The 25881-nt window shown below is 58.3% G+C and carries 26 protein-coding genes; 14 read left to right on the forward strand and 12 right to left on the reverse strand.

The window, feature by feature from the left end; genetic code table 11:
* Window positions 1-211: 211 nt before the first annotated feature.
* From pgeF to lgt, 3 genes are read right to left on the reverse strand one after another with little or no spacing between them, the layout of a single operon-like run.
* Entirely contained in the window at window positions 212-967 is a 756-nt protein-coding gene (pgeF, locus tag BM347_RS06105; protein WP_093915569.1) for a peptidoglycan editing factor PgeF, read from the reverse strand.
* Window positions 964-2028: a class I SAM-dependent methyltransferase gene (locus BM347_RS06110; protein WP_093915570.1), complete on the reverse strand. Its 1065-nt coding sequence runs from the start codon at window positions 2026-2028 to the stop codon at window positions 964-966. Before BM347_RS06110 ends, pgeF begins: the two co-directional genes overlap by 4 nt.
* Window positions 2025-2909, reverse strand: coding sequence for a prolipoprotein diacylglyceryl transferase (gene lgt / locus BM347_RS06115; protein ID WP_093915571.1), 885 nt, complete (start codon window positions 2907-2909; stop codon window positions 2025-2027). Before lgt ends, BM347_RS06110 begins: the two co-directional genes overlap by 4 nt.
* Window positions 2910-3005: 96 nt before the next feature.
* On the opposite strand from lgt, the gene BM347_RS06120 reads away from it, so the two are divergent.
* From BM347_RS06120 to BM347_RS06140, 5 genes are all read left to right on the forward strand, one after another.
* Window positions 3006-3248, forward strand: a complete 243-nt coding sequence (locus tag BM347_RS06120) for an accessory factor UbiK family protein (RefSeq protein ID WP_093915572.1) — start codon at window positions 3006-3008, stop codon at window positions 3246-3248.
* Between the two features lie 338 nt (window positions 3249-3586).
* The gene (locus BM347_RS06125; RefSeq protein WP_093915573.1) at window positions 3587-4087 is read left to right on the forward strand and encodes a type III secretion system chaperone family protein; all 501 of its coding nucleotides are present in this window, start codon (window positions 3587-3589) and stop codon (window positions 4085-4087) included.
* A gap of 38 nt (window positions 4088-4125) precedes the next feature.
* A complete protein-coding gene (proC, locus tag BM347_RS06130) occupies window positions 4126-4941 on the forward strand; it encodes a pyrroline-5-carboxylate reductase (protein ID WP_175498514.1) in 816 nt (271 codons plus the stop codon).
* Window positions 4934-5272 (forward strand): tRNA-binding protein, encoded by a 339-nt coding sequence (locus BM347_RS06135; protein ID WP_093915574.1) that lies wholly within the window; start codon window positions 4934-4936, stop codon window positions 5270-5272. The genes proC and BM347_RS06135 overlap by 8 nt, the downstream gene beginning before the upstream one ends.
* Window positions 5269-6219, forward strand: coding sequence for a 2-hydroxyacid dehydrogenase (locus tag BM347_RS06140; RefSeq protein WP_093915575.1), 951 nt, complete (start codon window positions 5269-5271; stop codon window positions 6217-6219). Before BM347_RS06135 ends, BM347_RS06140 begins: the two co-directional genes overlap by 4 nt.
* Here the strand turns inward: BM347_RS06140 and BM347_RS06145 are convergent.
* Together BM347_RS06145 and BM347_RS06150 are read right to left on the reverse strand one after the other, a co-directional pair.
* Entirely contained in the window at window positions 6216-6794 is a 579-nt protein-coding gene (locus BM347_RS06145; protein WP_093915576.1) for a thymidine kinase, read from the reverse strand. The genes BM347_RS06140 and BM347_RS06145 overlap by 4 nt on opposite strands.
* A gap of 101 nt (window positions 6795-6895) precedes the next feature.
* Entirely contained in the window at window positions 6896-8020 is a 1125-nt protein-coding gene (locus BM347_RS06150; protein WP_093915577.1) for a beta-ketoacyl-ACP synthase III, read from the reverse strand.
* Window positions 8021-8174: 154 nt separating this feature from the next.
* On the opposite strand from BM347_RS06150, the gene BM347_RS06155 reads away from it, so the two are divergent.
* Complete coding sequence (locus tag BM347_RS06155; RefSeq protein WP_139226454.1) at window positions 8175-8885, forward strand: class I SAM-dependent methyltransferase; 711 nt, start codon at window positions 8175-8177, stop codon at window positions 8883-8885.
* Window positions 8886-9065: 180 nt separating this feature from the next.
* On the opposite strand, the gene carB is transcribed toward BM347_RS06155, so the two are convergent.
* Together carB and BM347_RS06165 are read right to left on the reverse strand one after the other, a co-directional pair.
* Window positions 9066-12398 carry a carbamoyl-phosphate synthase large subunit gene (carB, locus tag BM347_RS06160; RefSeq protein WP_093915579.1) on the reverse strand — a complete coding sequence of 1111 codons (3333 nt, stop codon included), beginning with the start codon at window positions 12396-12398 and terminating at the stop codon, window positions 9066-9068.
* 196 nt (window positions 12399-12594) lie between these two features.
* Window positions 12595-13359 carry an alpha/beta fold hydrolase gene (locus BM347_RS06165; RefSeq protein ID WP_093915580.1) on the reverse strand — a complete coding sequence of 255 codons (765 nt, stop codon included), beginning with the start codon at window positions 13357-13359 and terminating at the stop codon, window positions 12595-12597.
* 54 nt (window positions 13360-13413) lie between these two features.
* Between BM347_RS06165 and BM347_RS06170 the strand changes: the two genes are divergently transcribed.
* The gene (locus BM347_RS06170) at window positions 13414-13788 is read left to right on the forward strand and encodes a hypothetical protein (protein ID WP_093915581.1); all 375 of its coding nucleotides are present in this window, start codon (window positions 13414-13416) and stop codon (window positions 13786-13788) included.
* On the opposite strand, the gene BM347_RS06175 is transcribed toward BM347_RS06170, so the two are convergent.
* Together BM347_RS06175 and glyA are read right to left on the reverse strand one after the other, a co-directional pair.
* Window positions 13779-14180: a (R)-mandelonitrile lyase gene (locus tag BM347_RS06175; RefSeq protein ID WP_093915582.1), complete on the reverse strand. Its 402-nt coding sequence runs from the start codon at window positions 14178-14180 to the stop codon at window positions 13779-13781. The genes BM347_RS06170 and BM347_RS06175 overlap by 10 nt on opposite strands.
* A 195-nt stretch (window positions 14181-14375) precedes the next feature.
* Window positions 14376-15653, reverse strand: a complete 1278-nt coding sequence (gene glyA, locus BM347_RS06180) for a serine hydroxymethyltransferase (RefSeq protein ID WP_093915583.1) — start codon at window positions 15651-15653, stop codon at window positions 14376-14378.
* Between the two features lie 169 nt (window positions 15654-15822).
* Here glyA and BM347_RS06185 point away from each other — a divergent pair, with 169 nt between their 5' ends.
* Both BM347_RS06185 and BM347_RS06190 read left to right on the forward strand, forming a co-directional pair.
* Complete coding sequence (locus BM347_RS06185) at window positions 15823-16578, forward strand: NAD kinase (RefSeq protein WP_093915584.1); 756 nt, start codon at window positions 15823-15825, stop codon at window positions 16576-16578.
* A 110-nt stretch (window positions 16579-16688) separates the two neighbouring features.
* On the forward strand, window positions 16689-16889 hold the full coding sequence (locus BM347_RS06190; RefSeq protein ID WP_093915585.1) for a CsbD family protein: 201 nt from the start codon (window positions 16689-16691) through the stop codon (window positions 16887-16889).
* Between the two features lie 67 nt (window positions 16890-16956).
* On the opposite strand, the gene BM347_RS06195 is transcribed toward BM347_RS06190, so the two are convergent.
* The gene (locus BM347_RS06195; protein WP_093915586.1) at window positions 16957-17199 is read right to left on the reverse strand and encodes a peptidase; all 243 of its coding nucleotides are present in this window, start codon (window positions 17197-17199) and stop codon (window positions 16957-16959) included.
* 171 nt (window positions 17200-17370) lie between these two features.
* Here BM347_RS06195 and BM347_RS06200 point away from each other — a divergent pair, with 171 nt between their 5' ends.
* Window positions 17371-18063, forward strand: a complete 693-nt coding sequence (locus BM347_RS06200) for a DUF4336 domain-containing protein (RefSeq protein ID WP_093915587.1) — start codon at window positions 17371-17373, stop codon at window positions 18061-18063.
* Window positions 18064-18119: 56 nt separating this feature from the next.
* On the opposite strand, the gene BM347_RS06205 is transcribed toward BM347_RS06200, so the two are convergent.
* On the reverse strand, window positions 18120-20012 hold the full coding sequence (locus tag BM347_RS06205; RefSeq protein ID WP_093916058.1) for a propionyl-CoA synthetase: 1893 nt from the start codon (window positions 20010-20012) through the stop codon (window positions 18120-18122).
* Window positions 20013-20286: 274 nt separating this feature from the next.
* Here BM347_RS06205 and BM347_RS06210 point away from each other — a divergent pair, with 274 nt between their 5' ends.
* Entirely contained in the window at window positions 20287-20415 is a 129-nt protein-coding gene (locus BM347_RS06210) for a malic enzyme (RefSeq protein WP_093915588.1), read from the forward strand.
* 60 nt (window positions 20416-20475) lie between these two features.
* Here the strand turns inward: BM347_RS06210 and BM347_RS06215 are convergent, their stop codons facing one another.
* A complete protein-coding gene (locus BM347_RS06215; protein WP_093915589.1) occupies window positions 20476-22749 on the reverse strand; it encodes an NADP-dependent malic enzyme in 2274 nt (757 codons plus the stop codon).
* Window positions 22750-22978: 229 nt separating this feature from the next.
* On the opposite strand from BM347_RS06215, the gene BM347_RS06220 reads away from it, so the two are divergent.
* The 3 genes from BM347_RS06220 to BM347_RS06230 are packed head-to-tail and all read left to right on the forward strand — an operon-like array spanning window position 22979 to window position 25875.
* Window positions 22979-23374 (forward strand): cytidine deaminase, encoded by a 396-nt coding sequence (locus BM347_RS06220; protein WP_093916059.1) that lies wholly within the window; start codon window positions 22979-22981, stop codon window positions 23372-23374.
* 3 nt (window positions 23375-23377) lie between these two features.
* A complete protein-coding gene (locus tag BM347_RS06225; protein WP_093915590.1) occupies window positions 23378-24682 on the forward strand; it encodes a thymidine phosphorylase in 1305 nt (434 codons plus the stop codon).
* The gene (locus BM347_RS06230; protein WP_093915591.1) at window positions 24682-25875 is read left to right on the forward strand and encodes a phosphopentomutase; all 1194 of its coding nucleotides are present in this window, start codon (window positions 24682-24684) and stop codon (window positions 25873-25875) included. Before BM347_RS06225 ends, BM347_RS06230 begins: the two co-directional genes overlap by 1 nt.
* Window positions 25876-25881 lie beyond the last annotated feature (6 nt).

A 25881-nucleotide genomic window follows, 5' to 3' on the forward strand; every position in this document is an offset into this window, starting at 1 on the left:
CGAAAAATTTCTTTCCTTGAAATTCAAATGCTGGAAATCAAGTTTATGACGGTTTCGCCCCAATCGTTTTGAACGCCATGTTTTGCGGGTGTTTTTAGGGCCTGCATTATGGCGCGCGCCGATGATCTGGTGCAGGCGGCAGGGCACCAAGATACGGTATCTGGCAAAACCATGGCAGGTGTTCGTCGCATTTTCGACAAATTGTCGCGACTCAGAGGGTGATCGCTGCGATCAACCGGCCGTAGTCAGCTTCTTTGGAATGTGTCGTGCGGCGGTAGGAGTAGAACCGGGCCGGATCGTCATAGGTGCAGTGACGGGTCCATTCAGCATTGCCCACCCCGGCTGCACGCAGGCGGTTCAAACCAAATCCGGGAAGATCAAATTGCATACGATCCTCCGCGCCATTGGAGAAATAGCGGGCATAGTCGGGATCTTCGGCAAGGAAATCCTCAAGGAACTCTGGCCCGACTTCATAGGCGCGTTGACTGATGCAAGGGCCAATAACCGCAGATATATTGGCACGCTGCGCGCCTAATGTTTCCATTGCTTCGACGGTGGCCAGTAGCACGCCATCCAGCGCCCCACGCCAACCCGCATGGGCGGCCCCGATCACACCTGCGTCAGGGTCGGCAAACAGCACCGGTTGGCAATCCGCCGTCAAAACGGACAGGGCAAGCCCCGGGGTGGCAGTGACCAAGGCATCCGCTCGCGGCGTTTCGTCAAGCGGACCATCGACGGTGATCGCTGTGGCTGAATGTATCTGGTGCACACCAACTAGATGTGTGTCCGGCACACCCATCGCATCTGCGACCCTAGCGCGGTTGATCTGCACAATCTCGCGCTGGTCTGAACTGCCATAGCCGCAGTTCAATCCGGTAAACACACCAGAAGATGCCCCGCCACGGCGCGTGAAAAACCCGTGGCGCAGCCCACCCAGACAATCAGATGTTAGAATTTCAAGCGTCATCGTTCCAATCCCGGTGGCGGTATCTGTGTCGGTGGATACAGCCCGATTACCTTGAACAGGTTTCCCATTTCATCCGGGTGCGTCAAGCGCCGATGTGCGGCAATATGCGCCTCTAGCCTCGGGCCGCCCATGCTCTTGGCTAAATCTTGCGCACGCTGCGTAATGCCAAGCCTTTCAAGGAAAACACCTTGGGGCGTTACGCGGGTATGCAGGGCCGGCGCGGCTGCGGCGACAAGCTGTTCAAAATCGACATGCGCGGTCAAGTCGCTGCTGCCGGGGGCCAGCAGCGGGTTCGTCTTTTCGTGGGCGCGCAATGCTTGAAAGGTGTCACCCAAACTGCGCCAATCCCCATAGTCAATGATAAGTGCCGCGCCGCCATGGGTCGCAATGCGCCCCGATACCGCCTGCAGGTTTGGCGCAATTTGTGCGCAGTCCTCGATCAGGTCGCCCTCGGCGGTGTCGTCAAGGCGCGGGGCAAGGGCGGGTTGTGGCAAAACCGGCCCCAACCCAAAGCTGAGAGCCCCGTCTGTTACCCCGATCTGCCGCTCGCGCCAGCTATCGCCGCTGCGGATGAACTGGCGGATCGGCAGCGCATCAAAGAATTCGTTGGCCACCAGATACAGCGGTTGATCGGGCAGGGTGTCTGCGGTGTCGGCCCATCCGAGCTTGTGCTGGCTCAATGTGGCCGCTTGAACATCGCGCAGCTTGGGCGATGCCTCGACCAGCGTAATCTCGGCCGCATCAACAAAGCCCGGCACATTGCGAGTCGCGCGTAAGATGTCTGCCATCAGCGTTCCGCGTCCGGGGCCTAGCTCGGCCAAGGTAAACCGCTTTGGCGCACCCTGAGACAGCCAGGTCTGCGCAAGGCACAGGCCGATCATCTCTCCGAACATCTGGCTGATCTCGGGGGCGGTGGTGAAATCACCTTGAACGCCAAATGGATCGCCCGTGGTGTAGTAGCCCATCGTGGGGTGCAGCAGGCAGGTCGCCATGTATTCATCAATACGCATTGGGCCATTGGCGCGTATCTGCGCTTTTATATGGTCCAGAAGGTCGCTCATGCGGCGCGTCTGGCCCGCAGAATGAAAAACGCTCCGACTGCGATCATTGGCAGGCACAGGATTTGCCCCATGGTTAAACCATAGCCGCCGATTTCCCACGCAAGGCCCAGCGGGTTGCCGGGGGCGATGAACTGCGCATCCGGTTGGCGGACAAATTCGACCATGAAGCGGGCGATGCCATATCCGGCGAGAAACGTGCCGCTGATTAGGCCGGGGCATTTAAACGCTCCGCGACGCCACGCCATGTACAGCAGAAATGTGCCCAGGATCAGCCCTTCGAGCAGCGCCTCGTAGAGTTGCGAGGGGTGGCGGGCGCAGATGCCCAGCACGTCTGGGCAGTCTTGTGCCGCAGCCGTCGGAAAGGCGACGCCCCACGGCAAGTCCGTCGGGCGGCCCCACAGCTCGGCATTGATGAAATTGGCCACCCGCCCCAAAAACAACCCCGGCGCGAGGCCAAGGGCGACCATATCCCCGGTCGATATCTTGTTCAGGCCGTGGCGGGTGGTGAAGACCAGCAACGCCACGATGACGCCGATCGCGCCGCCATGGAACGACATCCCACCTTCCCAAATCCGTAGGATTTGAAACGGGTTCTCCAGATAATAGGCCGGCTGATAAAACAGCACATAGCCAAGCCGCCCGCCCAAGATCACACCCAGAATAACCCAGAACAGCAGGTCTTCGACCCGCTCTTTGGTCATGACGGGGGCGGCGTCCTTCCAATATTCGGGATGATTGACGGTGCGTACAACCAATCGCCAACCGATCAGGATGCCGGCAATATAGGCAAGCGCATACCAGCGAAGGGCAAAAGTCATGCCAAATAACGAAACCGAGAAAATCTCGGGGGATATATTCGGGAAGTCGATCATTGCGTTCATAGAGGCGATTGAGCCTGCCCGTGCGGTGAAGTCAACCTTGCGAGAACATGAATTGAGCACCATATAGAGAGCAGCCGCTGATCAGGAGAGACCACAATGCAGACCCGCAACAAGATTTTCGACGATATTTCGCAGATGATGACCAATGCCATGGGCGTCGCACAAGGGGCCAAAACCGAGGCGGAAACCGCCATGAAAGGTATGATGGACCGTTGGCTGGCCGATCGTGATTTTGTGACCCGCGATGAATTTGATGCGGTGCGCGCGATGGCGCAGAAAGCCCGTGAAGAGAACGAGGCGCTTAAGGCGCGTTTGGACGCGATGGAAGCCAAAGGCTGATCGCCGCTTTCAATTCCGTTTGAATTCAGCAAAAGGCATCCGGATTTGCGTTCGGGTGCTTTGTTTATTTTGTGGGCAGGGTGGTTTTATCGCCCTTCAGTCCAGTATCGGCGCGCAAACCTTTGTTAAGCATGAAATTTTTGTGACGTTATCCACAAAATACTGCGGTTATCCCCTAGCTTTTGCATCTATCCCCAGAAAAAGACTTGCCAGACCGCCATCATATGCGCACCATATCTAGTATGGGGTGCGGGAATATTCCCCACCTTATAGTGAACTCACCCACGTATAGAGGTGCCGTTGGTGCCGATATGCCCAAGAAGATACGAGGTGGTAACATGGCCCTAAGCGAGCAATATCTTGACGACGAAATCCATCCCATCGACATCGTCGAAAATCTGGCAGCTTTTAACGACTGGGATTTTGACAGAATTTCCGATGAACAGATCGCAATGGCGGTTGAGGGGCAGTGGCGGACCTATTCGATTACACTTGCATGGTCTGCCTATGACGAAACGCTGCGGTTGATCTGTTCGTTTGAAATGGACCCACCTGCCGAAAAACTGCCCGAGCTATACCACCTGCTGAACGATATGAACGATCAATGCTGGGCGGGTGCGTTCACCTATTGGTCTGAACAAAAGACGATGATCTATCGCTATGGTCTGGTGCTATCTGGCGGTCGCGAGGCATCTGCCGAACAGATCGACACGATGATCGGTGCGGCTGTGCTCAGCGCTGAACGCTACTATCCGGCTGTGCAGCTTGTGCTTTGGGGCAACCAAACGCCCAAGCAGGCGCTAGAGGTTGCCATTGCAGAGGCCTACGGCCACGCGTAAGTGTTGCCCCCAAGTGTTTAAAATTGGGGGCTATCGCGATGAAAGATACACGTATTGCTAAAGACGGGCTGGTTCTGCTGGGCTGTGGCAAGATGGGTTCAGCGATGCTGGCCGGTTGGCTGGCGCGTGGATTGCCGAAATCATCGGTTTGGGTGATTGATCCCTATCCATCTGACTGGCTGAAAGATCAGGGCGTTCAGTTGAACGTCGATCTGCCTGCCGCCCCCGCCATCGTGTTGGTCGCTGTAAAACCGCAAATGATGGGCGACGCCTTGCCGACGTTGCAGGCGATGGGCAATGGCAAGACCGTGTTCGTGAGCGTCGCCGCGGGCACCACAATCGCCACCTTTGAGAAAACACTGGGTGCGCAGACACCGATCGTGCGCGCCATGCCGAACACGCCTGCCGCCGTAAGCCAAGGCATCACCGCTATCGTTGGTAATGATAATGTCGGTGCCAAGGGCATGGCCGAGGCCGATGAGCTGCTGAGCGCCGTCGGTGACGTGGTCTGTTTGGAGGAAGAGGCGCAGATTGATGCGGTGACGGGGGTCAGCGGCTCTGGCCCGGCCTATGTATTTCACATGATCGAAACCATGGCGGCGGGCGGTGTTGCCCAAGGGCTAAGCCCGGAACTGGCGTTGCAACTGGCGACAGCGACTGTTGCCGGGGCAGGGGCCTTGGCCAAAGCGGCGGATGAAGACCCCACGCAATTGCGCAAGAACGTGACCAGCCCGAATGGTACGACGCAGGCCGCGCTTGAGGTGCTGATGGATGAAGAAAACGGATTTCCGGCCCTGCTAAAGCGCGCTGTCGCTGCCGCCGCCGATCGGTCGAGGGAGCTGTCGCGTGACTGAGATCAGCTTTGACGAGTTTCTGGCGGTTGATATCCGCGTTGGCACGGTCACACGTGCCGAGCCTTTCCCCGAAGCGCGTAAACCCGCCATCAAGATGTGGATCGATTTTGGCCCCGAGGTGGGCGAACGCAAGACATCCGCTCAGATCACGGTGCATTACACGCCCGAAGATCTGGTCGGCACCCAAGTCATGGGTGTGGTGAATTTCCCGCCACGCCAGATCGGGCCGTTCATGTCCGAGGTTCTGGTGCTTGGGGTACCTGATGAGAACGGGGCGATTGTGCTGACGCGGCCCGCGCAGCCTGTCCCAAACGGAGGACGCTTGCATTGACCAAACTATTGATTGCCCGCCCCGCCCCCGACGAAGTGCGTGCCGCGCTTGCGGGCTTTGATGTGACATACCGCGACATTGATACGCCGATGTCAGCGGATGAAATGCGCGCGGCCTTGCGTGACTATGATGGTGTGCTGCCGACCTTGGGGGACATGTTTTCCGCCAATCTGTTCGCGCAGATAGAAAACCTGCGCTGCAAAATCCTCGCCAATTTTGGGGTCGGGTATAACCATATTGATGCGGCGGCGGCCAAAGCCAGCGGCATTCTCGTGTCCAACACGCCCGGTGCTGTGACGGATGCCACCGCAGATATCGGCATGACGCTGATGTTGATGGCAGCCCGCCGCGCCGGCGAAGGCGAACGGCTTGTGCGCTCTGGCGCTTGGACCGGTTGGCACCCATCGCAACTGCTGGGTATGCATTTGACGGGCAAGACCGTTGGCATCGTCGGCATGGGCCGGATCGGCCAAGCGGTGGCACAGCGGTGTCATTTTGGGTTTTCCATGCCGGTAAAATACTTCAGCCGCAGCGCCAAAGACCTTGCCTATGAGGCCGAGCATATCAGCGACCTTACAGCCTTGGTCGCCGCTGTGGATGTCGTGGTGATTGCGGTTCCGGGGGGCGATGACACGCATCATCTGATTGATGCCGATGTTTTGGCGGCGATGCGGCCCCATGGCCTGTTGATCAACATCGCCCGCGGCAACATCGTCGATGAAAACGCGCTGATTGATGCTTTGCAGGCAGGGTCCATCGGCGGTGCGGGTTTGGACGTTTACGAATTCGAACCGGCGGTTCCAGACGCGTTGCGCGCCTTGGATAACGTGGTTCTGTTGCCGCATTTGGGCACAGCGTCCCACGAGGTGCGGTTGAATATGTGGATGATGGCGGTCGATAATCTAAAGGCCGGTGTCGCAGGGCAAACGCCCCCGAACGCAGTTTAGCGCCCGACGGCCGCGCGCCAGTGGCGACGGCAGAGCGAGACATAGGTCTCGTTCCCGCCGATCTGTACCTGCGCGCCCTCTTTGATGGCTTGTCCCTGTGCATCCTGACGTACCACCATCGTGGCTTTCTTGCCGCAATGGCAGATGGTGCGCACTTCGCGCATCTCATCCGCGAGCGCCAGCAAGGTTGCCGAACCGGGGAACAAAAGCCCCCGAAAATCGACCCGCAACCCGTAGCACATGATCGGCACGCCTAAATCATCGACGGCACGGGCCAATTGCCAAACTTGTTCTTCGCCCAGAAACTGCGCCTCGTCGATAAAGATACAGGCGCAGGGACCTGACTCCAGACGGGCCTTGATCTTTTCAAACAGATCTTCGTCAGTGCCAAATGTATCGGCCTCTTGTCCGATGCCGATGCGTGACGCGATACGTCCGTCGCCCGCACGATTATCAAATTGCGCCGTCAGCAAATACGGGACCATGCCGCGCTCCACATAGTTATGTGCGGCTTGCAGCAGCACCGTGGATTTGCCTGCGTTCATGGTCGAGTAGTGGAAGTATAGCTTTGCCATGGGTCCCTTTACAGGCAGTCGGGGCGGGCGTTCAAGGTGGGTGCTGCGAATTGATGGCGGGGATGGCGTGCGGTCACAAAAACCATAGATAAACGCCGCGCTTACCCGTGGCGTTCAACCAGTACAGAGCCGACGGAATATCCCGCACCAAATGAACAGATCAGCCCAACATCCCCTTCGGCCAGATCGCTGGAATATTTGGAAAATGCGATGATCGATCCAGCGGATGATGTGTTTGCATAGTCTTGCAGAATATTGGGTTGTTCGCCTGCCTCTGGTGCGCGGCCAAGCACCTTGCGCCCGATGAAATCATTCATCGATTTGTTGGCCTGATGCAGCCAAATCCGTTTCAGATCAGCTGCCTCGACGCCATCGTCCGCCATATGGCCCGCGATATGTTCTGCGACCATGGGCAGCACTTCCTTGAACACTTTGCGCCCGTTTTGCATGAATTGCATGTCACGGCGATCCGCAACACCATCGGGGCGTGACCGGCGCAGGAAACCGTTGTTGTTGCGAATGTTGTTTGAGAACTGCGTCGCACAACGGGTCGATTTAATCTCGAAATAGGGGCCTGTTGCGTCCTCGACCCGTTCAATCAAAACGGCGGTGGCAACGTCACCAAAGATGAAATGGCAATCACGGTCGCGCCATTCCAGATGGGCTGAACAAATCTCGGGGTTCACGACCAGCGCCGACCGGATCGATCCGGACCGTATCATGTCGGCAGCGGCCTGAATGCCAAAGGTGGCCGACGAACAGGCCACGTTCATGTCAAAGGCAAAGCCGTTGATTTCCAACAGGTCCTGAATTTCAATCGCCACCGCAGGATACGCGCGTTCAAGGTTCGACGCGGCGCAAATCACCGCATCCACATCCGCCGCCGTCTTGCCCGCATCAGCCAATGCCTTTTGCGCGGCATCCAGCGCCATTTCAGCCATTATCCCGGGTTCATCATCCGACCGTTGGCGCAGCAGCGGGTGCATAACCTTTGGGTCCAGAATGCCGGTTTTGTCCATGACATAGCGTTGCTCAATGCCCGACGCCTTAAAGATAAACTCTTCCGAGGAATGATCCTTGGCCGCAAGCGTGCCCGCCGCGATCTCGTCGGCGTGTTCGACGTTATAAAGATCGGCATAGGCGTTAAAGGCGACAACCAGCTCGGCGTTGGTGATAACCTGATCCGGCGTGAAAATCCCGCTACCGGTAATGGCTGGTGTGTACATGATGAACCCTTTCTTGCAGACCACCGATAAAGCCCAAAACAAGCAGTAAGGTCAAGCTGAAGCGCCCCGCTTTGCGCCCGTTTGCGTGATAAACGGTTGTCATGCCGGGGGCTTGATTGCACTGTCGTCCAAACCCACCCATACCGGAGCCGCCATGACCCTGCCGCCGCTTTTGCCCCTTGGTGAACTTGATCAGCTTGCCCAAGAAATGGGAACTGATAAATCATCGCGCACCCATGACTACATGCGGCTGTATGAGTTTCTGTTCAAACCGTTCAAGGATCAGGAGTTCTGCTTTATGGAGCTGGGCGTCGGCCTGCCGCGCATCAAAGCGGCGTCTTTGCGGTCATGGCGGCAGTTCTTTACCAAGGCGCTGATCGTGGGCGTGGATAATGACCGGCGGGTGCGCAAATTTTCAGGCGATGATTTCACGATCTGCATCGGTGACGCGTCGGACCCCGCGTTTCTGACCAAAATGGCGCAGACTTATAAGCCGTCCATCGTGCTGGACGACGCCAGCCACAAATGGTCGCATCAGATCATCGCGTTCAAAACCATGTTCCCGTTGCTGCCCCCTGGGGGGCTATACGTGATCGAGGATATTTTCACGTCCTTCCCGATGCCGATCAAATATGACGTCTACGCGGATCATCCTGAATCCTGCTGGACCTTCATCTCGCGGCTACAGGCGGCTTTGGCTGGCTGCCAAACCGAATGGCCCGCACTAAGCGCAGAGGAATCCGAGCTGGTGTCCTGGATCGACGCCGTGTTCCTGACCCGCCGCACGGTGATCTTTGTGAAGAGGGAGGCGCAGCGCCCTGAGGAAGTAGAGCGGGTGGCGGAGTTGAAGCGGCGGCAGGGGTGAGGAGACAGCCGCCAAGCCCGGAATCAAGCCGCAGGCACCGGGCCATCGCCTGCCCGCCCCACGGGTAGGCGATTTATCAAGGCTGAGCACGTCTTGGATAACACACATCACGGCAGCAGAGATAAAGTGGTCAGATCAACAGTTGCATCGCCTTCCCGCAGGCAGGCTATGCCCCTTTGATTACCCCTGCAGCGACTTCACGCCAATCTCGTCTTCGGCCTGTGCTTTGATCGCCAGTGCGGCCGCATAGGATCCCGCAGCGGTGGTGAAGTACGGGATCTTGTCATAGAGCGCGATGGAGCGGATGGATTTGCTGTCTTCGACCGCTTGCGCGCCTTCGGTGGTGTTCATCACCAGTTGGATCGCTTCGTCCTTCATCATGTCGGTGATGTCGGGGCGGCCTTCGTAGACTTTGTTGACGATCTGACACGCGATATCGTGGGATGTCAGCCAATCGGCGGTGCCACGGGTCGCGACGATGGTAAAGTCTTGCTCGAGCAGGATGCGCGCGGCGCTTAGCATGTCGTCGGTTTTATCCATGTCCTTGATCGACAGGAAGGCGCAGCCGTTGCGGGGCAGCGGGTTGCCGGCACCCATTTGCGCCTTGAGGAAGGCGCGGGGAAAGTCACGATCCCAGCCCATGACTTCACCGGTAGAGCGCATTTCCGGCCCCAGCAGCGTGTCGACACCGGGGAAACGGGCGAAGGGTAGCACCGCCTCTTTCACCGAGAACCACGGCATGTTCGGGTCGGCCAACGTCATCGGATCGCCAAGCGGCAGCACGTCGTCATAGGCGGCGTCGGCGTTATAGGGCGCGCGCAGCGGGAAGTTCGACAGCGGCTCGCCCGCCATGATCCGCGCGGCGATGGATGCGATAGCTGAATCGGTTGCTTTGGCCACGAAAGGCACGGTGCGCGAGGCGCGAGGGTTGACCTCGATCAGGTAAATCTCGCCGTCTTTGATCGCGAACTGGATGTTCATCAGGCCGACCACGTTGAGCGCAAGGGCCAGCGCCTTGGTCTGTTTTTCGACCTCGGCGATGATGTCGCGGGGTAGGGAATAGGGGGGCAGCGAACAGGCGCTGTCACCGGAGTGAACGCCCGCCTCTTCGATGTGTTGCATGATGCCTGCGACGTGGACGTTCTTGCCGTCGCACAGCGCGTCAACGTCAAGCTCGACCGCGCCGGACAGGTAGTTGTCGAGCAGCACGGGGCTTTTCCCGGAAACAACAACGGCCTCACGGATGTAGCGTTCAAGGCTGGCTTGGTCGCGCACAATCTCCATCGCGCGGCCGCCCAAGACGTAGGAGGGGCGGATCACCAGCGGGAAGCCGATGTCGGCGGCGATTGAAAGCGCCTCGGCGTCGGAATGGGCGATGCCGTTATGGGGCTGCTTTAGGCCAAGTTTCTTGATCAGATCGGCAAAGCGTTCGCGGTCTTCGGCCAGATCGATCATGTCGGGTGTGGTGCCAAGGATCGGGATGCCTGCGTCTTGCAAGGCTTGCGCGATTTTCAGCGGGGTTTGACCGCCGAATTGAACGATCACACCGTGCAGCGTGCCGTTTTCCTGTTCGACGCGCATGATTTCCATGACGTGTTCAAAGGTCAGCGGCTCGAAATACAAGCGGTCCGAGGTATCATAGTCGGTCGATACGGTTTCGGGGTTACAGTTGACCATAATGGTTTCGTAACCCGCGTCGGTCAGCGCATAGCAGGCGTGACAGCAGCAATAATCAAACTCAATGCCTTGGCCGATGCGGTTCGGGCCACCGCCCAGGATCACGACCTTTTTGCGGTCGGACGGGCGGGCCTCGCATTCGACTTCGTCAAAGGCGGGAGATTCGTAGGTGGAATACATGTAAGGGGTTTGCGCTTCGAACTCGGCGGCGCAGGTGTCGATGCGTTTGAACACGGCCTTGACGCCAAGGTTCAGGCGGGCGCGGCGCACGTTGTCTTCGTCGCGGCCGGTCAGTGTCGCAAGGCGTGCGTCGGTAAAGCCCATCATCTTGAGCTGGCGCATGCCAGTCTCTGTCAACGGAAGACCCTCTTCACGCACAACTTCCTCGGCCTCGACGATCTCGCGGATACGGGCAAGGAACCACGGGTCGAACATGGTCACCCCGTGGATGTCCACGTCGGACATGCCGTGGCGCATCGCTTGGGCGATGGTGCGCATGCGATCCGGTGTTTGCTTGCTGATCGCTTTGATCAGGGCGGCCTGTTCGGGGGCACCGGGGATGTCGATCTCGTCAAAACCGGTCAGGCCTGATTCCATCGAGGCCAGCGCCTTTTGCAGGGATTCGTGGATGGTGCGGCCAATCGCCATCGCCTCGCCCACGGATTTCATCGCGGTGGTCAGATAGGGTTCGGAACCGGGGAATTTCTCAAAGGCGAATTTCGGGATCTTGGTAACGACATAGTCGATTGTCGGCTCAAAGCTCGCTGGGGTGACGCCGGTGATGTCGTTATCAAGCTCGTCCAGGGTAAAGCCAACGGCCAGTTTCGCCGCGATTTTGGCAATCGGAAAGCCCGTGGCCTTGGAGGCTAGTGCAGAGGAACGGCTGACGCGGGGGTTCATTTCGATCACGACCATACGGCCATCGGCAGGGTTCACGGCCCATTGCACGTTCGATCCGCCGGTTTCGACGCCAATCTCGCGCAGGACGGCGATCGAGTGATTGCGCATGATCTGGTATTCTTTGTCGGTCAAGGTCAGCGCCGGGGCGACGGTAATCGAATCGCCCGTGTGCACGCCCATTGGATCCACGTTTTCGATGGAGCAGACGATGATGGCGTTGTCGGCAGTGTCGCGCACGACCTCCATCTCGTATTCTTTCCAGCCCAGCAGGGATTCGTCGATCAGGATTTGCCCCATCGGGGACGCGTCCATGCCCGAGCGGCAGAAGAACTCATAATCGTCGCGGTTATAGGCCACACCGCCGCCGGTGCCGCCCATGGTAAAGGCGGGGCGGATGATCGCGGGCAGACCGACATATTCAAGCGCTTCGAGCGCGATGGCCACACCCGCGGCAAGGTCTTTTTTGCCGTCGGCATTCTTGGGGGCCGTGACGATGGTGGCCTTGGGGTTTTCGATGCCGAGACGATCCATCGCTTCGCGGAAAAGCTGGCGATCTTCTGCCATTTCAATGGCTTCGCGCTTGGCCCCGATCATTTCGACGCCGTATTTTTCCAGCACGCCCATTTCTTCGAGGGCGAGGGAGGTGTTCAGCCCGGTCTGGCCACCCATGGTGGGCAGCAACGCATCGGGGCGTTCTTTTTCGATGATTTTCGCGACGATTTCGGGGGTAATCGGTTCGATATATGTGGCGTCTGCCAGCCCGGGGTCGGTCATGATGGTGGCGGGGTTGGAGTTGACGAGGATGACGCGGTAGCCTTCCTCTTTCAGGGCCTTACAGGCCTGAGCGCCAGAATAGTCGAATTCGCAGGCCTGACCAATCACGATGGGCCCTGCACCAATGATCATAATCGATTGGATATCGGTTCTTTTCGGCATGCTTCAGGCCCCCGGGATATTTGCAAATTCTCCGCGTTATAGGCGTTGGGGGGAGAGGTGCAAGGGGGGATGATCGGTATTCTGGCCGGGTTTTGGGTTTGGTTGGCGCGGATTGGGGCGCTGCCCCAAACCCCGGGATATTTAAGAGCCAGAGAACAAGTGACGTTTGGCAGGGTATCGGCGCGCGTGCGCGGGTTCAACTGTGATCCAAGAAGGCGCGCAGGGAAGCCTCGAACGCGCGGGGGTTTTCGGCATGCAGCCAATGGCCTGCGTTCGGGATTTTAGCGAAATGTGCATTGGGAAATAGGGATTTGATCAGGGGGCGGTATTCGGGTTGCACGTAATGCGAAGCAGCACCTGATAGAAAGAGCGTGGGGCCGTTGAAGGGGTCTGTGACGTTTTCGGGCCAGCCGACGATGTTGAGCATCTCGGCTTCGAGGACGTCAAGGTTCAGTTTCCATGCCTTGTTGGTCACGTCCAGCGATTGGGTGAAAAAGCTTTGCAATGCGGGTTCGACCCCGGCGGCGGCAAGCTGTTCTTGCGCGTCGGAGCGGCGCGTGAGTGTGGTAAGATCAACGCTGCGCATGGCGTCGATAAAACCCTGTTGGTTATGGTCGTAAGCGACGGGGGCGATGTCGGCGACGATCAGGCGGCGCACCAGTTCGGGGTGCTGAAGGGTCAGAACCATCGACGCCTTGCCCCCCATCGAGTGGCCACACACATCCATCGGCGCGCCGAGGTGGCGAATAAGCTCTGCCAGATCGGCGGCCATGTCGGGATAGGTCTGCGTGTCCGCGCGCGGGCTGTCACCGTGATTGCGCATATCAACGGTGATCACCCGGCGGGTGTCGGATAGTCGCTTGGCGATCACACCCCAGTTTCGGCCCGAGCCGAACAGGCCATGGACAATCAAAAGGGCGGGGGCATCTGTTGCGGTGCCATATTCTGAGAAATTGAGCATGTTGTGAGATTTAGGGCCATTGCAGCGGATAGGCCAGAGTGTTTAGGGTATCGAATGCTGAGCCAAAAAGACATTCGCAAGAAAACACATGTGGTGCGCCGCCAGTTGGAGCTGAAGCTGGGTGTGCGGGGCCGTGATCTGGAGCATGCGTTGCGCAAAGCGCGGCGTCGCTTGCCCGTCGCGATTCACACGCAGGCAAGCGCCTTGGCCGAGGCCGAATTTTTCGCGGAAAACCCGAAGATGGCGCGGCGGTTGCACGGGTGTGAGGTGCGGGCTGCGTTTGACAGCGTGATGGCGCATTTGCGCGGGATAGATGTGGCAGAGATGCGCAAGGATCGTATTCTGGCTGTCGCAGGGAGCGTTGCGTTTAGCCTGTTGTTCGTGGCGGTCGCTTTTGTCGGTTTTCTTTGGTGGCGCGGTTACGTCTGAGCGCCGTATTGCGCGTCGGTGACATGCTCTAGCCAATCGACCGCTTTTCCGTCCAAGGCTTCTTGAATGGCAAGATGGGTCATGGCGCAGTCAGGCGCGGCCCCGTGCCAGTGTTTTTCGCCGGGCGCGAACCAGACAGTGTCGCCAGGGCGCAGGGGTTGGATCGGCCCGCCATGGGATTGGGCGAGGCCAGCGCCCGACAGTACCACGAGTGTTTGACCCAAGGGGTGCGTATGCCAAGCGGTGCGCGCGCCGGGTTCAAACGTCACGGCCGCCGCGCGGATGCGGGCAGGGTCGGGGGCGGAGACGACGGGATCAAGGCGCACATGACCGGTGAAATAGTCGGGTGATCCTGCTTCGGAGTGGCGGGAGCCTGCGTGCTTGATATCCATGGGGGCCTCTTTGTCATAGGAATGAGTATCAGAGGATCACGGCAGATCGCGCTAATTGCAAGATTGATGATATGCGCCCCGGCACCTGAAGGGGCCGGGGTTGACTTTGCGAGTGTGGAGGGGGGCGCTGCCCCCGCCCTGTCAGGCTTCCCCCGGGATTTTTGGAACCATTTGGAAATGGACGGGGGAAGACGCTTAGAGATTTGGGTAAATGGGGAAGCGGGCGCAGAGTGCTTCGACTTCGGCTTTTACCTTGGCTTCGACCTTGGCGTTGCCATCGGCACCATTGGCAGCAAGTCCATCGACGACTTCGATAATCCAGTCGGCGACCTGGCGGAACTCAGCTTCGCCAAAGCCGCGGGTTGTGGCGGCGGGGGAGCCAAGGCGAATGCCTGATGTGATCGTTGGCTTTTCAGGGTCGAAGGGCACGCCGTTTTTGTTGCAGGTGATATGGGCGCGGCCAAGAGCTTTGTCCACGATATTGCCTGTCACGCCTTTGGGGCGCAAATCGACCAGAACGACATGTGTGTCGGTGCCGTGGGTTACGGTGTCGAGCCCGCCTTTGATCAACTGATCGCTTAGCGCTTGGGCATTTGCGATGACCTGTTTGATGTAGGTTTTAAACTCGGGCTGCAGGGCCTCGCCAAAGGCGACGGCTTTGGCGGCGATGACATGCATCAGCGGGCCGCCTTGGATGCCTGGGAAGATGGCGGAGTTGAATTTCTTTGCCAGTGCCTCGTCATTGGTGAGGATCATGCCGCCGCGCGGGCCGCGCAGGGTTTTATGTGTGGTTGTCGTCGCAACATGGGCATGGGGGAAGGGCGAAGGATGTTCGCCCGCCGCAACCAGACCTGCGAAATGGGCCATGTCCACATGCAGATATGCGCCAACCATATCGGCGATCTCGCGCATGCGTTTGAAATCGATCTGGCGCGGGATTGCAGAGCCGCCGGCGATGATCATTTTGGGCTGGTGTTCTTTGGCCAGCTCTTCGACTTGGTCATAGTCCAGCAGGTTGTCCTGCTTGCGCACGCCGTATTGGATGGCGTTGAACCATTTGCCCGACTGGTTCGGCTTGGCACCATGGGTCAGGTGGCCCCCTGCGTCGAGGCTCATCCCGAGGATGGTGTCACCCGGCTGCAAGAGCGCCTGAAACACGCCTTGGTTTGCTTGCGAGCCGGAGTTTGGTTGTACGTTGGCAAAGCCGCAGCCAAACAATTCCTTTGCACGGTCAATGGCCAGGTTTTCCGCGACATCGACGAATTCGCATCCACCGTAATAGCGACGGCCCGGGTAGCCTTCGGCGTATTTGTTGGTCATCACCGAGCCTTGCGCTTCCATCACTGCGGCAGAGACGATGTTTTCGGAGGCGATCAATTCGATTTCGCTGCGCTGGCGGCCCAGCTCGTCTGAAATGGAGCCGAAAATGGCAGGGTCTGCTTGCGACAGGGATTTGGTGAAGAAACCGGACATTTGGTGTTCCTTTTGGAAAGGGTGTGGGTTGCGCGTTGTCTATCCCAAACCATTGGCGGGGTGAAGGTCGTATTCCGCCGGACGGGACGACATAAACGGCAAAGCTGGTAGAGCGGTGGATAATGTGGTTCTTTCGGGTCTGAATATCCCCGATTGGAAACATGCACCGATGAAAATCGCCTTTACCGCCAGCCGCGCTGATGTCGCTCAAGCCGCTTTGCAGGCGCTGAGCAAACGGTATGGTAATGTACCCGCGGCTGAGGCCGAGATGATCGTGGCGCTGGGGGGGGACGGGTTCATGTTGCAAACCTTGCATGACACCCAAGAACTGCATGTGCCGGTCTACGGAATGAACCGGGGCACCATCGGGTTTTTGATGAACGAATACGCCGAGGAGGGGCTGGGCGAGCGGTTGGATGCGGCTGAGGAAGCGGTGATCAACCCATTGGTGATGGTCGCAACCCACGCCGATGGCACCACGTCGATGGGGCTGGCCCTGAACGAGGTGGCGCTGCTGCGCGAGGGGCCGCAGGCGGCAAAGCTGCGGATCAGCGTGGATGGGCGCGTGCGCATGGAAGAGCTGGTGTGTGATGGCGCGCTTTTGGCGACACCTGCGGGGTCGACTGCCTATAATTATTCCGCACACGGGCCGATCCTGCCGATTGGGGCTGATGTGCTGGCGCTGACTGCGGTGGCGGCTTTCAGACCCAGACGCTGGCGCGGCGCGCTTTTGCCGAAAACGGCAACGGTACGATTTGATGTGCTTGAACCCGATAAGCGACCCGTGATGGCCGATGCTGATGGCATATCGCACCGCCATGTTGTGTCGGTCGAGATCAGATCAGACCCGACGATTTCGCACAGCATTCTATTCGATCCCGGACATGGGTTGGAAGAGCGGTTGATCAGCGAGCAGTTTACCTAAATCTACGCTGTCTTTGGGGAACCAAACCAGCGGTCGGACGTTGATGTGATGAGACGGGAAAGGCACCCTGATGGTGCTGGAAACGCCGCAAAGCATAATGGAGAACCGCTATGAATTGGGATACAGTCAAAGGCAACTGGAAACAGATGACCGGCAAAATCAAAGAAGAATGGGGCGACCTGACGGATGATGATCTGACCGAGGCCGCAGGCGAACGTGACCAACTGGTTGGCAAAATCCAAGCCAAATACGGCGTCGCCAAAGACGAAGCCGAAAAGCAAGTCGATAACTTTATGGCAAAGCATAACTAAGCTGGCCTGAATGAAGTGGAAAGGCGGTCCTTGGGGCCGCCTTTTTCGTGCCGGGCCTTGGTGAGTCTTAGATCAAAAAATACCGCGCGATACCGTACACATAAAGCGCTGAGAACATCATGTTGAGGTATTTCAGCTGTGGTTCTGTCCGCAGCCAACCGCAGTAAACCCATATCAGGCAAAAGGGCAGGCTGAACAGCATCGCCGCCAATTGCCACCCTTGCACCAGACTAATTGTGCTGAAAATGCCCAAAGCGACCGCAGTCCATTTCAACTGCTGTTCAAAGGCCGCAAGCCGTAAAAGTATCATCGTGAAAGCTCTCTGGAAATCAGCGCCGTGAACCCGGCGATCTGATGCGTTTTTGGTAATCCAATGTGCTTAAGATCGCAATAACGGTTTTCAGGCGACCGAAGGCTTGGACAGGTTCGTCGCGGCGTTGTAATCTGATTGCGATGATGCTTTCGAGAGGAGCAGCGTATCATGACCCCTTTTGGACTAAATCTTTGGCTTTTTGATGGGCCTGCGGTAACAGGGGCGGCGGGTTTCAAATTTCCGACGCGCATGGCGGTCGTCCAAATGCCGGGTGACGCGGGCGTGTGGGTATGGTCGCCGGTTGCCTTGACCCAAGATATTCGCGATGCCGTTGATGCGCTTGGTCCCGTCCGCCACTTGGTGGCCCCCAACAGTCTGCACTATAGTTTCCTAGCGGAGTGGGCAGCGGCTTATCCTGATGCACGGGTGTATGCGGCACCCGGCCTGACGGAAGAGGTTGCTGGAACAGTAATTCATTCAACGATTAGCGACGAACCTGAACCAGCTTGGGCCGGCGCGGTGGATCATGTGGTCGTGCGCGGAAACAAGATCACGACCGAGGTGGTGTTTTTCCATAGGGAGTCGGCGACGGTACTGGTGACGGACTTTGTTCAGCAGATCCCACAAGGATGGTATCGCGGCTGGCGCGCTGTGGTGGCGCGTCTGGATCTGATGACTGCCCCCGTTCCTTCGGTCCCGCGAAAATTCCGTATGGCGACAACGGATAAAGCCGCTGCGCGTGATGGCGTCGGGCGCATCTTGGAATGGCCGTCAGAGCGTCTGGTCATGGCGCATGGTGCGCCGATATCATCTGGCGGAAAAGAGACGTTGCAGCGGGCATTTGGCTGGCTCATGCGGTAGGCTTGGTCGCCTAACCGCTTTGTGTAAACAGCAATGCAGCCCTGTCTGCTCGCCTATTATTCCTTCGCGTAGCCGATTGTCTGAAGCGCTGCTTTGATCTCGTCCAGAATGGCAGGATCGTCGATGGTGGCGGGCATTTTGAACGCTTCCCCATCTGCGATTTTGACCATGGTGGCGCGCAGGATTTTACCTGATCGCGTCTTGGGCAGGCGGTCCACGACAAGGGTCAGCTTAAAGGCAGCCACAGGTCCAATCTGGTCGCGTACCATCTGGACGCATTCGGCGGTGATCTCGCTATGGGGGCGGTTCACACCTTTGGACAGGCATACAAAACCCATCGGTGCCTGACCTTTCAGGGCGTCGCTGACACCGATCACAGCGCATTCCGCCACATCGGGATGCGCGGCGAGCACTTCCTCCATCGCGCCGGTGGACAGGCGGTGACCCGCCACGTTGATCACGTCATCGGTGCGCGCCATGATATAAAGATAGCCATCTTCGTCGATCATGCCCGCATCGCCGGTCTCATAATATCCGGGGTAGGTGGTCAGATAGCTTTTGCGGAAACGGTCTTCGGCGTTCCAAAGCGTCGGCAAGGTGCCGGGGGGCAGGGGCAATTTGATCGCGATGGACCCCAGTGTGCCTGCGGGTTGGGCATGGCCCGCCTCGTCCAGAATTTGCACGTCATAGCCGGGCATCGGTACGGTGGGGGACCCGATTTTGACCGGTAGCGCCTCGAGGCCTGCGGGGTTGCCGGCAATGGTAAAGCCGGTTTCAGTTTGCCACCAGTGATCATAGACGGGCACGCCCAGTTTTTCCTGCGCCCAGACGACAGTATCGGGGTCGGCGCGTTCGCCGGCTAAGTACAATCCGCGCAGGCTGGAGATATCGTATTTGGCAATTTCCAAGCCGTCCGGGTCTTCGCGTTTGACGGCACGAATGGCGGTTGGCGCGGTAAAGAAACTGCGCACGTTATGTTCTTCGATGATCCGCCAAAAGGTGCCAGCATCGGGGGTACCGACGGGCTTGCCCTCAAACACAATTGTGGTGTTGCCGTGGATCAGCGGACCATAGCAAATATAGCTGTGGCCCACGACCCAGCCCACATCGGATGCCGCCCAAAAGACATCGCCAGGATCGACGTTGTAGATGTTTTTCATGGTCCAGTTCAGCGCGACCAGATGGCCAGCCGTGTGCCGTACCACGCCCTTGGGTGCGCCGGTGGTGCCGGACGTATACAGGATATAGGCTGGGTGATTTCCGTCAACCGGAACGCAATCTGCGGGGGCAACACCGTCTTGGGCCGCGTGCCAATCCAGATCACGACCGGGGAGCAGATCGCATGGGGATTGGTCGCGTTGCAGGATCATGCAGAAATCAGGCTTATGATCGGCCTGCTCAATGGCGCTGTCCAGCAGGGGTTTATACTGAACGATACGGTTCGGCTCCAACCCGCAGGACGCAGCGAGGATCGCCTTGGGGGTGCAATCGTCGATCCGTACGGCCAGTTCATGTGCGGCAAAACCGCCAAAGACAACGGAATGCACCGCGCCGATTCGGGCGCAGGCCAGCATCGCCTCAAGCGCCTCGGGGACCATGGGCATATAGATGATGACGCGGTCTCCTTTGGTCACGCCATTGGCCTGTAGCGCCCCGGCGACTGCGGCCACACGGGTTTGCAATTCGGCGAATGTGATCTTGGTCTGGGTGCCGGTGATAGGGCTGTCATGGATGATCGCGACCTGATCGGCGCGGCCGTTTTCAACATGGCGGTCCACGGCGTTATAACAGCCGTTTACCTTGGCATCGGCGAACCATTCATAAAGTCCGTTGCCCTTGTCGAACATCGCTTGGGTCGGTGCCTGATCCCAGTCAATTGTCTTTGCTTGGTCCAGCCAATAGGCCTCAGGATTTTCCTGCCAGTTTTTGTAGGTGTCGTGATACCCCATGTGCGGCTCCCTCCCGTGATCGCTTGGTTCTTGTGGTAGGCCACAGTCGCGGGGCAGGGCAAGGTTTTTGCTGCGGTCAGGGGGCATTGTGAAAGAAAGTTTACAGCTTTTGACTGGGTCGCGTTGAAGGGCTTTACAAGCCGTCTTGATCAAAGATGTCGAAAACAGACCGCCTTGTCGAATATGGATCAGTATTGTCTGCGGCCGGTATGTACGCTGATCTTTAGGGGCGGTATCCCACCGGCCCCGTGTCTTTGATCAAAGGTTTAGGACAATGGGTGATAAGATCGCCAACAAAAAGAAAAAGGCCAAAGCGGACGCGCGGCCTGCCAAGCAGCCAGTTGCAGCAGTGGCTGATATCAAACCGGTATTCGCAGCCAAGGGTGGTAAATCCGAAAAGTAATCCGGATTGATTAAGGGACTGCACGCCGCCCCAAACCGGGCGGCGTTTGTCGTTTCAGACTTAACCGTATTCGGTGACCGGTGTGCCGGCAATCGCGCCCACGTTTAGCAAACCGCGTGCGGTGATCGACGAGGACACGATATGCGCGCGGTTGCCCATGCCCATGAGGATTGGGCCGACTTCCAGACCGCCACCTTTGATCTTGAGTATATTGCGCACGCCTGACGCCGCATCTGCATGGGCAAAGACCAGTACATTCGCGGCCCCTTCCATCCGGTTCGATGGCAGCAGGCGATTGCGCAAATCCGCATCAAGCGCGGTGTCGATGTTCATCTCACCCTCGTAGCAGAAGTTGTGGTTGCCCTCATCCAGCATGCGAATGGCGGCGCGCAAACGTTTGCCGCTGCCTTCGCCCTGATTGCCGAACTGGCTTTGGGAACAGAACGCAATTTTCGGCTCAAGCCCGAAACGACGGACGTGGCGGGCTGCACCAATTGCGATCTCGGCGATTTGTTCAGGGGTGGGGTGCAGATGCACCTGCGTGTCGGCGATAAACAGGGGTCCGTCTTCGAGGATCATGAGAGACAAGGCACCATGCGGCCGCTTGCCATCGCGGCCCAAGACCTGTTCGATATAGTTCAGGTGCCAGCGGAATTCGCCAAAGGTGCCGCAGATCAAACTGTCTGCTTCCTCGCGATAGACCATGACCGCGCCGATGGCGGTGGTGTTGGTGCGCATGATCGCGCGGGCAATATCAGGCGACACGCCGCGGCGTGCCATAAGGTGGTGATAGGTTTCCCAGTAATCGCGGTAGCGTGGGTCGTTTTCGGGGTTCACCAGATCGACGGTCTCGCCCAGCCTGATGGTTAAACCGGCCTTTTCGATGCGCCGCTCAATGACGTCGGGGCGACCGATCAGGATCGGGCGCTCGCTGGTTTCCTCGACCATCGCTTGTGCGGCGCGCAAGACGCGCTCGTCTTCGCCTTCTGCAAAGACGATACGGCGCGGCGCAGCGCGGGCGGCATCGAAAACCGGGCGCATCAGCAGGGCAGATTTGAACACCGAGCTGTCCAATTTGTGACGGTAGGCATCCAGATCCTCGATCGGACGAGTCGCCACACCGGTCTCCATTGCGGCCTTCGCCACAGCCGAGGACACGACCCCAATGAGGCGTGGATCGAAGGGCTTTGGGATCAGGTAGTCAGCGCCGAACGTCAGTTGCTCGCCCTGATATGCAGCGGCAGCCTCGGCCGAGGTCGTGGCGCGGGCCAAGGCGGCGATACCGTCAATGCAGGCGATCTTCATCTCGTCGTTGATGGTGGTGGCCCCCACATCCAGCGCACCGCGAAAGATAAACGGAAAACACAATACGTTATTGACCTGATTGGGAAAATCCGACCGACCCGTTGCAATAATCGCATCAGGTGCCACGTTGCGGACGAGGTCGGGCATGATTTCGGGCGTTGGGTTTGCAAGGGCGAAAATAACAGGCCTAGGGGCCATTTTCTGCACCATTTCGGGCGTCAGAACACCGGGGCCCGATAAGCCAAGGAACAGGTCTGCGCCGCCAATCACATCTTCCAGACTGCGCAGATCGGATTTTTGCGCGTATTCGGTTTTGATCGGGTTCATGTCGACCTCGCGGCCCTTGTAAACCAGACCGTGAATGTCGCACAGCCAGACGTTTTCGCGTTTGACGCCCAGTTTCAGCAGCATGTTCAGGCAGGCGATGCCCGCCGCCCCGCCGCCTGTTGACACGATTTTGATGTCTTCGAATTTCTTTTTGGCCACGAAAAGCGCGTTTTTGACAGCGGCCCCCACAACGATGGCGGTGCCATGCTGGTCATCATGGAAAACCGGAATATTCATCCGCTCTCGGCAGATTTTTTCGACGGTAAAGCAATCCGGTGCCTTGATGTCTTCAAGGTTGATCGCCCCGAATGTGGGTTCCAACGCGCAGACCAGCTCAGCCAGTTTTTCGGGATCGTTTTCGTTCAGTTCAATGTCAAAGCAATCGATATTGGCGAATTTCTTGAACAGGACGGCTTTGCCCTCCATCACCGGTTTGGAGGCCAATGCGCCGATATTGCCCAAGCCTAAAACGGCAGTGCCATTTGTGACCACGCCGACCAAGTTGGCACGGGTGGTGTAGAGCGCAGCCGTCGACGGATCCGACTTAATCTCGAGACACGCCTCGGCGACGCCGGGGGAATAGGCGCGGGCCAGATCACGACCATTGGCCAGCGGCTTGGTCGCGCGGATTTCCAGCTTTCCGGGTTTTGGAAAGGCATGATAATCAAGCGCTGCTTGGCGCAGGTTGGGCGCGTCGGTCATAATTCTTGGTCCTTTTGGCGAATGGTTTAGCGTTAAACTAAATTTTCGACCGCGCCAACATGGCATTTGACGTGGCGTCGTGCTGTTGGGGATCAAGGGTGCCAGCCCCCTTCGCGGCAAGCCGCTCATCCCCCGGAGTTTTTCTGGCAAAATGAACGAGAAAGGTTTTTATTCTTTTGCCATCGCAACTTTGAGCAAAGGTTTTTATACTTTCTTGAACGGAGGCAGAATGACACAAGATTTAAGAGAAAAAGCCAGCGCAGTTCGGGAAAATGCCTATGCGCCATATTCTGATTTTAAGGTGGGGGCGGCGCTGCGCGGGGTTTCCGGCACTATATATATAGGCTGCAACGTTGAGAATGTTGCCTATCCTGAAGGCACATGTGCCGAGGCCGGTGCCATCGCAGCGATGGTGGCTGCGGGCGAAACCGGGTTTACCGAAGCCTATGTGATTGCGGGCAGTCCGATGCCAATTACGCCTTGCGGCGGCTGCCGGCAAAAGCTGGCGGAATTTGGCAAGGGCGATGTGCGCGTCACCATGGCCACGCTTTCCGGTGTGGAAGAGGTCATGTCGCTGTCTGAGCTGCTGCCGGGCGCATTCGGTCGCGAACATATGGAAACATAAGGCGTGGATGCGCGTGGAATTCTAGGCAAGCTACGGCACCGGCAGTTGCCCAATCGTAAGGAATTGGCGTGGTTTGCGCGGGCTTTGGCGGACGGGCGCGTCAGTGATGCGCAGGCGGGTGCCTTTGCCATGGGGGTTTGTCAGGTCGGCCTGAGCGATGCGGGCCGTGTGGCGCTGACCCTTGCAATGCGCGATAGCGGTCAGGTTCTGTCATGGGATGTGAACGGGCCGGTGTTGGACAAGCATTCTACGGGCGGCGTCGGCGATTGTGTCAGCCTTGTTCTGGCACCGGCCTTGGCGGCCTGCGGTGCTTATGTGCCGATGATTTCGGGGCGCGGGCTGGGGCATACCGGCGGCACGCTGGACAAGATGGAAGCTATACCGGGCGTATCGACGCAAATGGGTGAGGGGCAGTTGCGGCAGATCATTGGCCGAACCGGCTGTGCGATTGTGGGGGCGACAGGCGATATCGCGCCTGCGGACAAACGGCTGTATGCTGTGCGCGACGTGACATCGACCGTGGATAGCATGGACCTGATAACCGCGTCGATCCTGTCAAAGAAACTGGCCGCAGGTCTGCAAGGATTGGTGCTGGACGTCAAAGTTGGCAGCGGTGCGTTCATGAAAGATATTGAGCAGGCGCAGCTGTTGGCCAATGCCTTGACCAACACCGCGAATGCCAGCGGGTGCAAGACGACTGCGATCATTAGCGATATGAGCCAGCCTTTGGTGCCCAGCCTTGGCAATGCACTTGAGGTGGTGGAGGTGATGCGGGTGCTGACGGGGCAGATCGAGGGCCCGATTGTATCAGTTTGTGCGGCTTTAGGGGGCGTTTTGCTGGCTAATGCAGGGCTGGCTGCGGATGTGCAAAAGGGCGCTGATGCCATTTGTGCCGCCATCCGTGATGGCCGTGCGGCAGAGCGGTTTGGTATGATGATTGCGCAGATGGGCGGGCCGACACAGTTTGTTGAAAATTGGAGCCGCTTTTTGCCAGAGGCCACTGTTATCGGCCAAATTTCCGCGCCAGGGGCGGGCTATGTCGCGGCGATAGATGGCGAGGCGTTGGGCATGGTCGTGGTCGCGCTTGGCGGTGGACGTATGTTGGAGACCGACGAGATCAACACGGCGGTGGGGCTGTCCGAAGTGGTGCGGCTGGGCGCGAGAGTTGCCAAAGGTGATCCTTTGGCTGTCATTCATGCGGTCCGGTCTGATGACGCTGAAAAGGCGGTCAGAGCCGTGCGCGCAGCCGTTACACTGTCAGACGAACCTGTTACACCACCGGATCTTATCGTTGAGCGGGTGGGTTGATGGCACGTGCATTTTTGGTGGTGATGGATTCGGTTGGTATTGGTGGCGCACCTGATGCCGATGCGTTTTTTAACGGATCTGTTCCCGATGTTGGTTCAAACACTGTCGGGCATATTGCCCAAGCCTGCAGCGAGGGGCGCGCAGAGGAGGGCCGTTCGGGCCCGCTACGCCTGCCCAATCTGGTGGGGATGGGGCTGGGTGCCGCGACTAAGCTGGCCAGCGGGCTTGAGGTGGAGAGTTTGGCCGGAGAAGTCAGCGGCAGGTGGGGGGCGGCAACGGAGCTGTCGCGCGGTAAGGATACGCCGTCGGGTCATTGGGAGCTTGCCGGGTTGGTCGTGCCTTGGGAATGGCATTACTTTGATGACGTCGACGCTTCGTTCTCGCCGGAGCTGCTGGCGAAAATGGCGGCGCTGGCCGGAACCCAAGGGGTGCTGGGCAATTGTCATGCGTCTGGCACCGCCATCATCGAGGAACTGGGGGCTGAGCATATCAAGACAGGTTATCCGATCTGTTATACATCCGCGGATAGTGTGTTGCAGGTTGCTGCGCATGAGGATCATTTCGGGTTGGGGCGGCTGATAGAGCTATGTGCAAAGGTCGCGCCGATTGCCCATGAGATGAAAGTTGGCCGGGTGATCGCACGGCCCTTTGTCGGGGACGCCGAGACTGGATTTACACGCACCGCCAATCGTCGTGATTTTGCCATCGCACTGCCCGCGCCTGTGCTGAGCAACTGGGTTCAGGACGCCGGGCGACACGTGTATGCGGTTGGCAAGATCGGGGATATTTTCTCGATGTCGGGCTTTGACGAAGTGCGCAAAGGGCCTGATGAGACCCTGATGCGGCATTTGGTGGATTTGGTCGACAGCGCGGTGGATGGTAGTCTGACCTTTGCCAATTTTGTCGAGTTTGACAGTTTATATGGCCATAGGCGCGATGTGTCGGGCTATGCGCGTGCGCTGGAATGGTTCGACGCCGAAATCGGAACGATCGCGTCGAAGCTGCGCGATGGGGACATTCTGGTGTTGACTGCGGATCATGGGAACGATCCCACATGGGTGGGAACCGATCACACCAGAGAACGCGCGCCGGTGCTGGTGCGCGGTTTGGGCCAGGGGTGTTTGGGGCTGATCGGGTTTACGGATGTGGCCACCTTGGTGGCAGAGCATCTGGGCGTCACCGTTCCAAAATAGCCCGGG

This window comes from Sulfitobacter marinus, from assembly GCF_900116285.1.
Classification (GTDB): domain Bacteria; phylum Pseudomonadota; class Alphaproteobacteria; order Rhodobacterales; family Rhodobacteraceae; genus Sulfitobacter; species Sulfitobacter marinus.

What these genes read in the sequence shown, in the direction of transcription:
- pgeF (WP_093915569.1), bottom strand. Translation starts at nt 967, where the DNA reads ATGACGCTTGAAATTCTAACATCTGATTGTCTGGGTGGGCTGCGCCAC.
- BM347_RS06110 (WP_093915570.1), bottom strand. Translation starts at nt 2,028, where the DNA reads ATGAGCGACCTTCTGGACCATATAAAAGCGCAGATACGCGCCAATGGC.
- lgt (WP_093915571.1), bottom strand. Translation starts at nt 2,909, where the DNA reads ATGAACGCAATGATCGACTTCCCGAATATATCCCCCGAGATTTTCTCG.
- BM347_RS06120 (WP_093915572.1), top strand. Translation starts at nt 3,006, where the DNA reads ATGCAGACCCGCAACAAGATTTTCGACGATATTTCGCAGATGATGACC.
- BM347_RS06125 (WP_093915573.1), top strand. Translation starts at nt 3,587, where the DNA reads ATGGCCCTAAGCGAGCAATATCTTGACGACGAAATCCATCCCATCGAC.
- proC (WP_175498514.1), top strand. Translation starts at nt 4,126, where the DNA reads ATGAAAGATACACGTATTGCTAAAGACGGGCTGGTTCTGCTGGGCTGT.
- BM347_RS06145 (WP_093915576.1), bottom strand. Translation starts at nt 6,794, where the DNA reads ATGGCAAAGCTATACTTCCACTACTCGACCATGAACGCAGGCAAATCC.
- BM347_RS06150 (WP_093915577.1), bottom strand. Translation starts at nt 8,020, where the DNA reads ATGTACACACCAGCCATTACCGGTAGCGGGATTTTCACGCCGGATCAG.
- BM347_RS06155 (WP_139226454.1), top strand. Translation starts at nt 8,175, where the DNA reads ATGACCCTGCCGCCGCTTTTGCCCCTTGGTGAACTTGATCAGCTTGCC.
- carB (WP_093915579.1), bottom strand. Translation starts at nt 12,398, where the DNA reads ATGCCGAAAAGAACCGATATCCAATCGATTATGATCATTGGTGCAGGG.
- BM347_RS06165 (WP_093915580.1), bottom strand. Translation starts at nt 13,359, where the DNA reads ATGCTCAATTTCTCAGAATATGGCACCGCAACAGATGCCCCCGCCCTT.
- BM347_RS06170 (WP_093915581.1), top strand. Translation starts at nt 13,414, where the DNA reads ATGCTGAGCCAAAAAGACATTCGCAAGAAAACACATGTGGTGCGCCGC.
- BM347_RS06175 (WP_093915582.1), bottom strand. Translation starts at nt 14,180, where the DNA reads ATGGATATCAAGCACGCAGGCTCCCGCCACTCCGAAGCAGGATCACCC.
- glyA (WP_093915583.1), bottom strand. Translation starts at nt 15,653, where the DNA reads ATGTCCGGTTTCTTCACCAAATCCCTGTCGCAAGCAGACCCTGCCATT.
- BM347_RS06185 (WP_093915584.1), top strand. Translation starts at nt 15,823, where the DNA reads ATGAAAATCGCCTTTACCGCCAGCCGCGCTGATGTCGCTCAAGCCGCT.
- BM347_RS06190 (WP_093915585.1), top strand. Translation starts at nt 16,689, where the DNA reads ATGAATTGGGATACAGTCAAAGGCAACTGGAAACAGATGACCGGCAAA.
- BM347_RS06195 (WP_093915586.1), bottom strand. Translation starts at nt 17,199, where the DNA reads ATGATACTTTTACGGCTTGCGGCCTTTGAACAGCAGTTGAAATGGACT.
- BM347_RS06200 (WP_093915587.1), top strand. Translation starts at nt 17,371, where the DNA reads ATGACCCCTTTTGGACTAAATCTTTGGCTTTTTGATGGGCCTGCGGTA.
- BM347_RS06205 (WP_093916058.1), bottom strand. Translation starts at nt 20,012, where the DNA reads ATGGGGTATCACGACACCTACAAAAACTGGCAGGAAAATCCTGAGGCC.
- BM347_RS06210 (WP_093915588.1), top strand. Translation starts at nt 20,287, where the DNA reads ATGGGTGATAAGATCGCCAACAAAAAGAAAAAGGCCAAAGCGGACGCG.
- BM347_RS06215 (WP_093915589.1), bottom strand. Translation starts at nt 22,749, where the DNA reads ATGACCGACGCGCCCAACCTGCGCCAAGCAGCGCTTGATTATCATGCC.
- BM347_RS06220 (WP_093916059.1), top strand. Translation starts at nt 22,979, where the DNA reads ATGACACAAGATTTAAGAGAAAAAGCCAGCGCAGTTCGGGAAAATGCC.
- BM347_RS06230 (WP_093915591.1), top strand. Translation starts at nt 24,682, where the DNA reads ATGGCACGTGCATTTTTGGTGGTGATGGATTCGGTTGGTATTGGTGGC.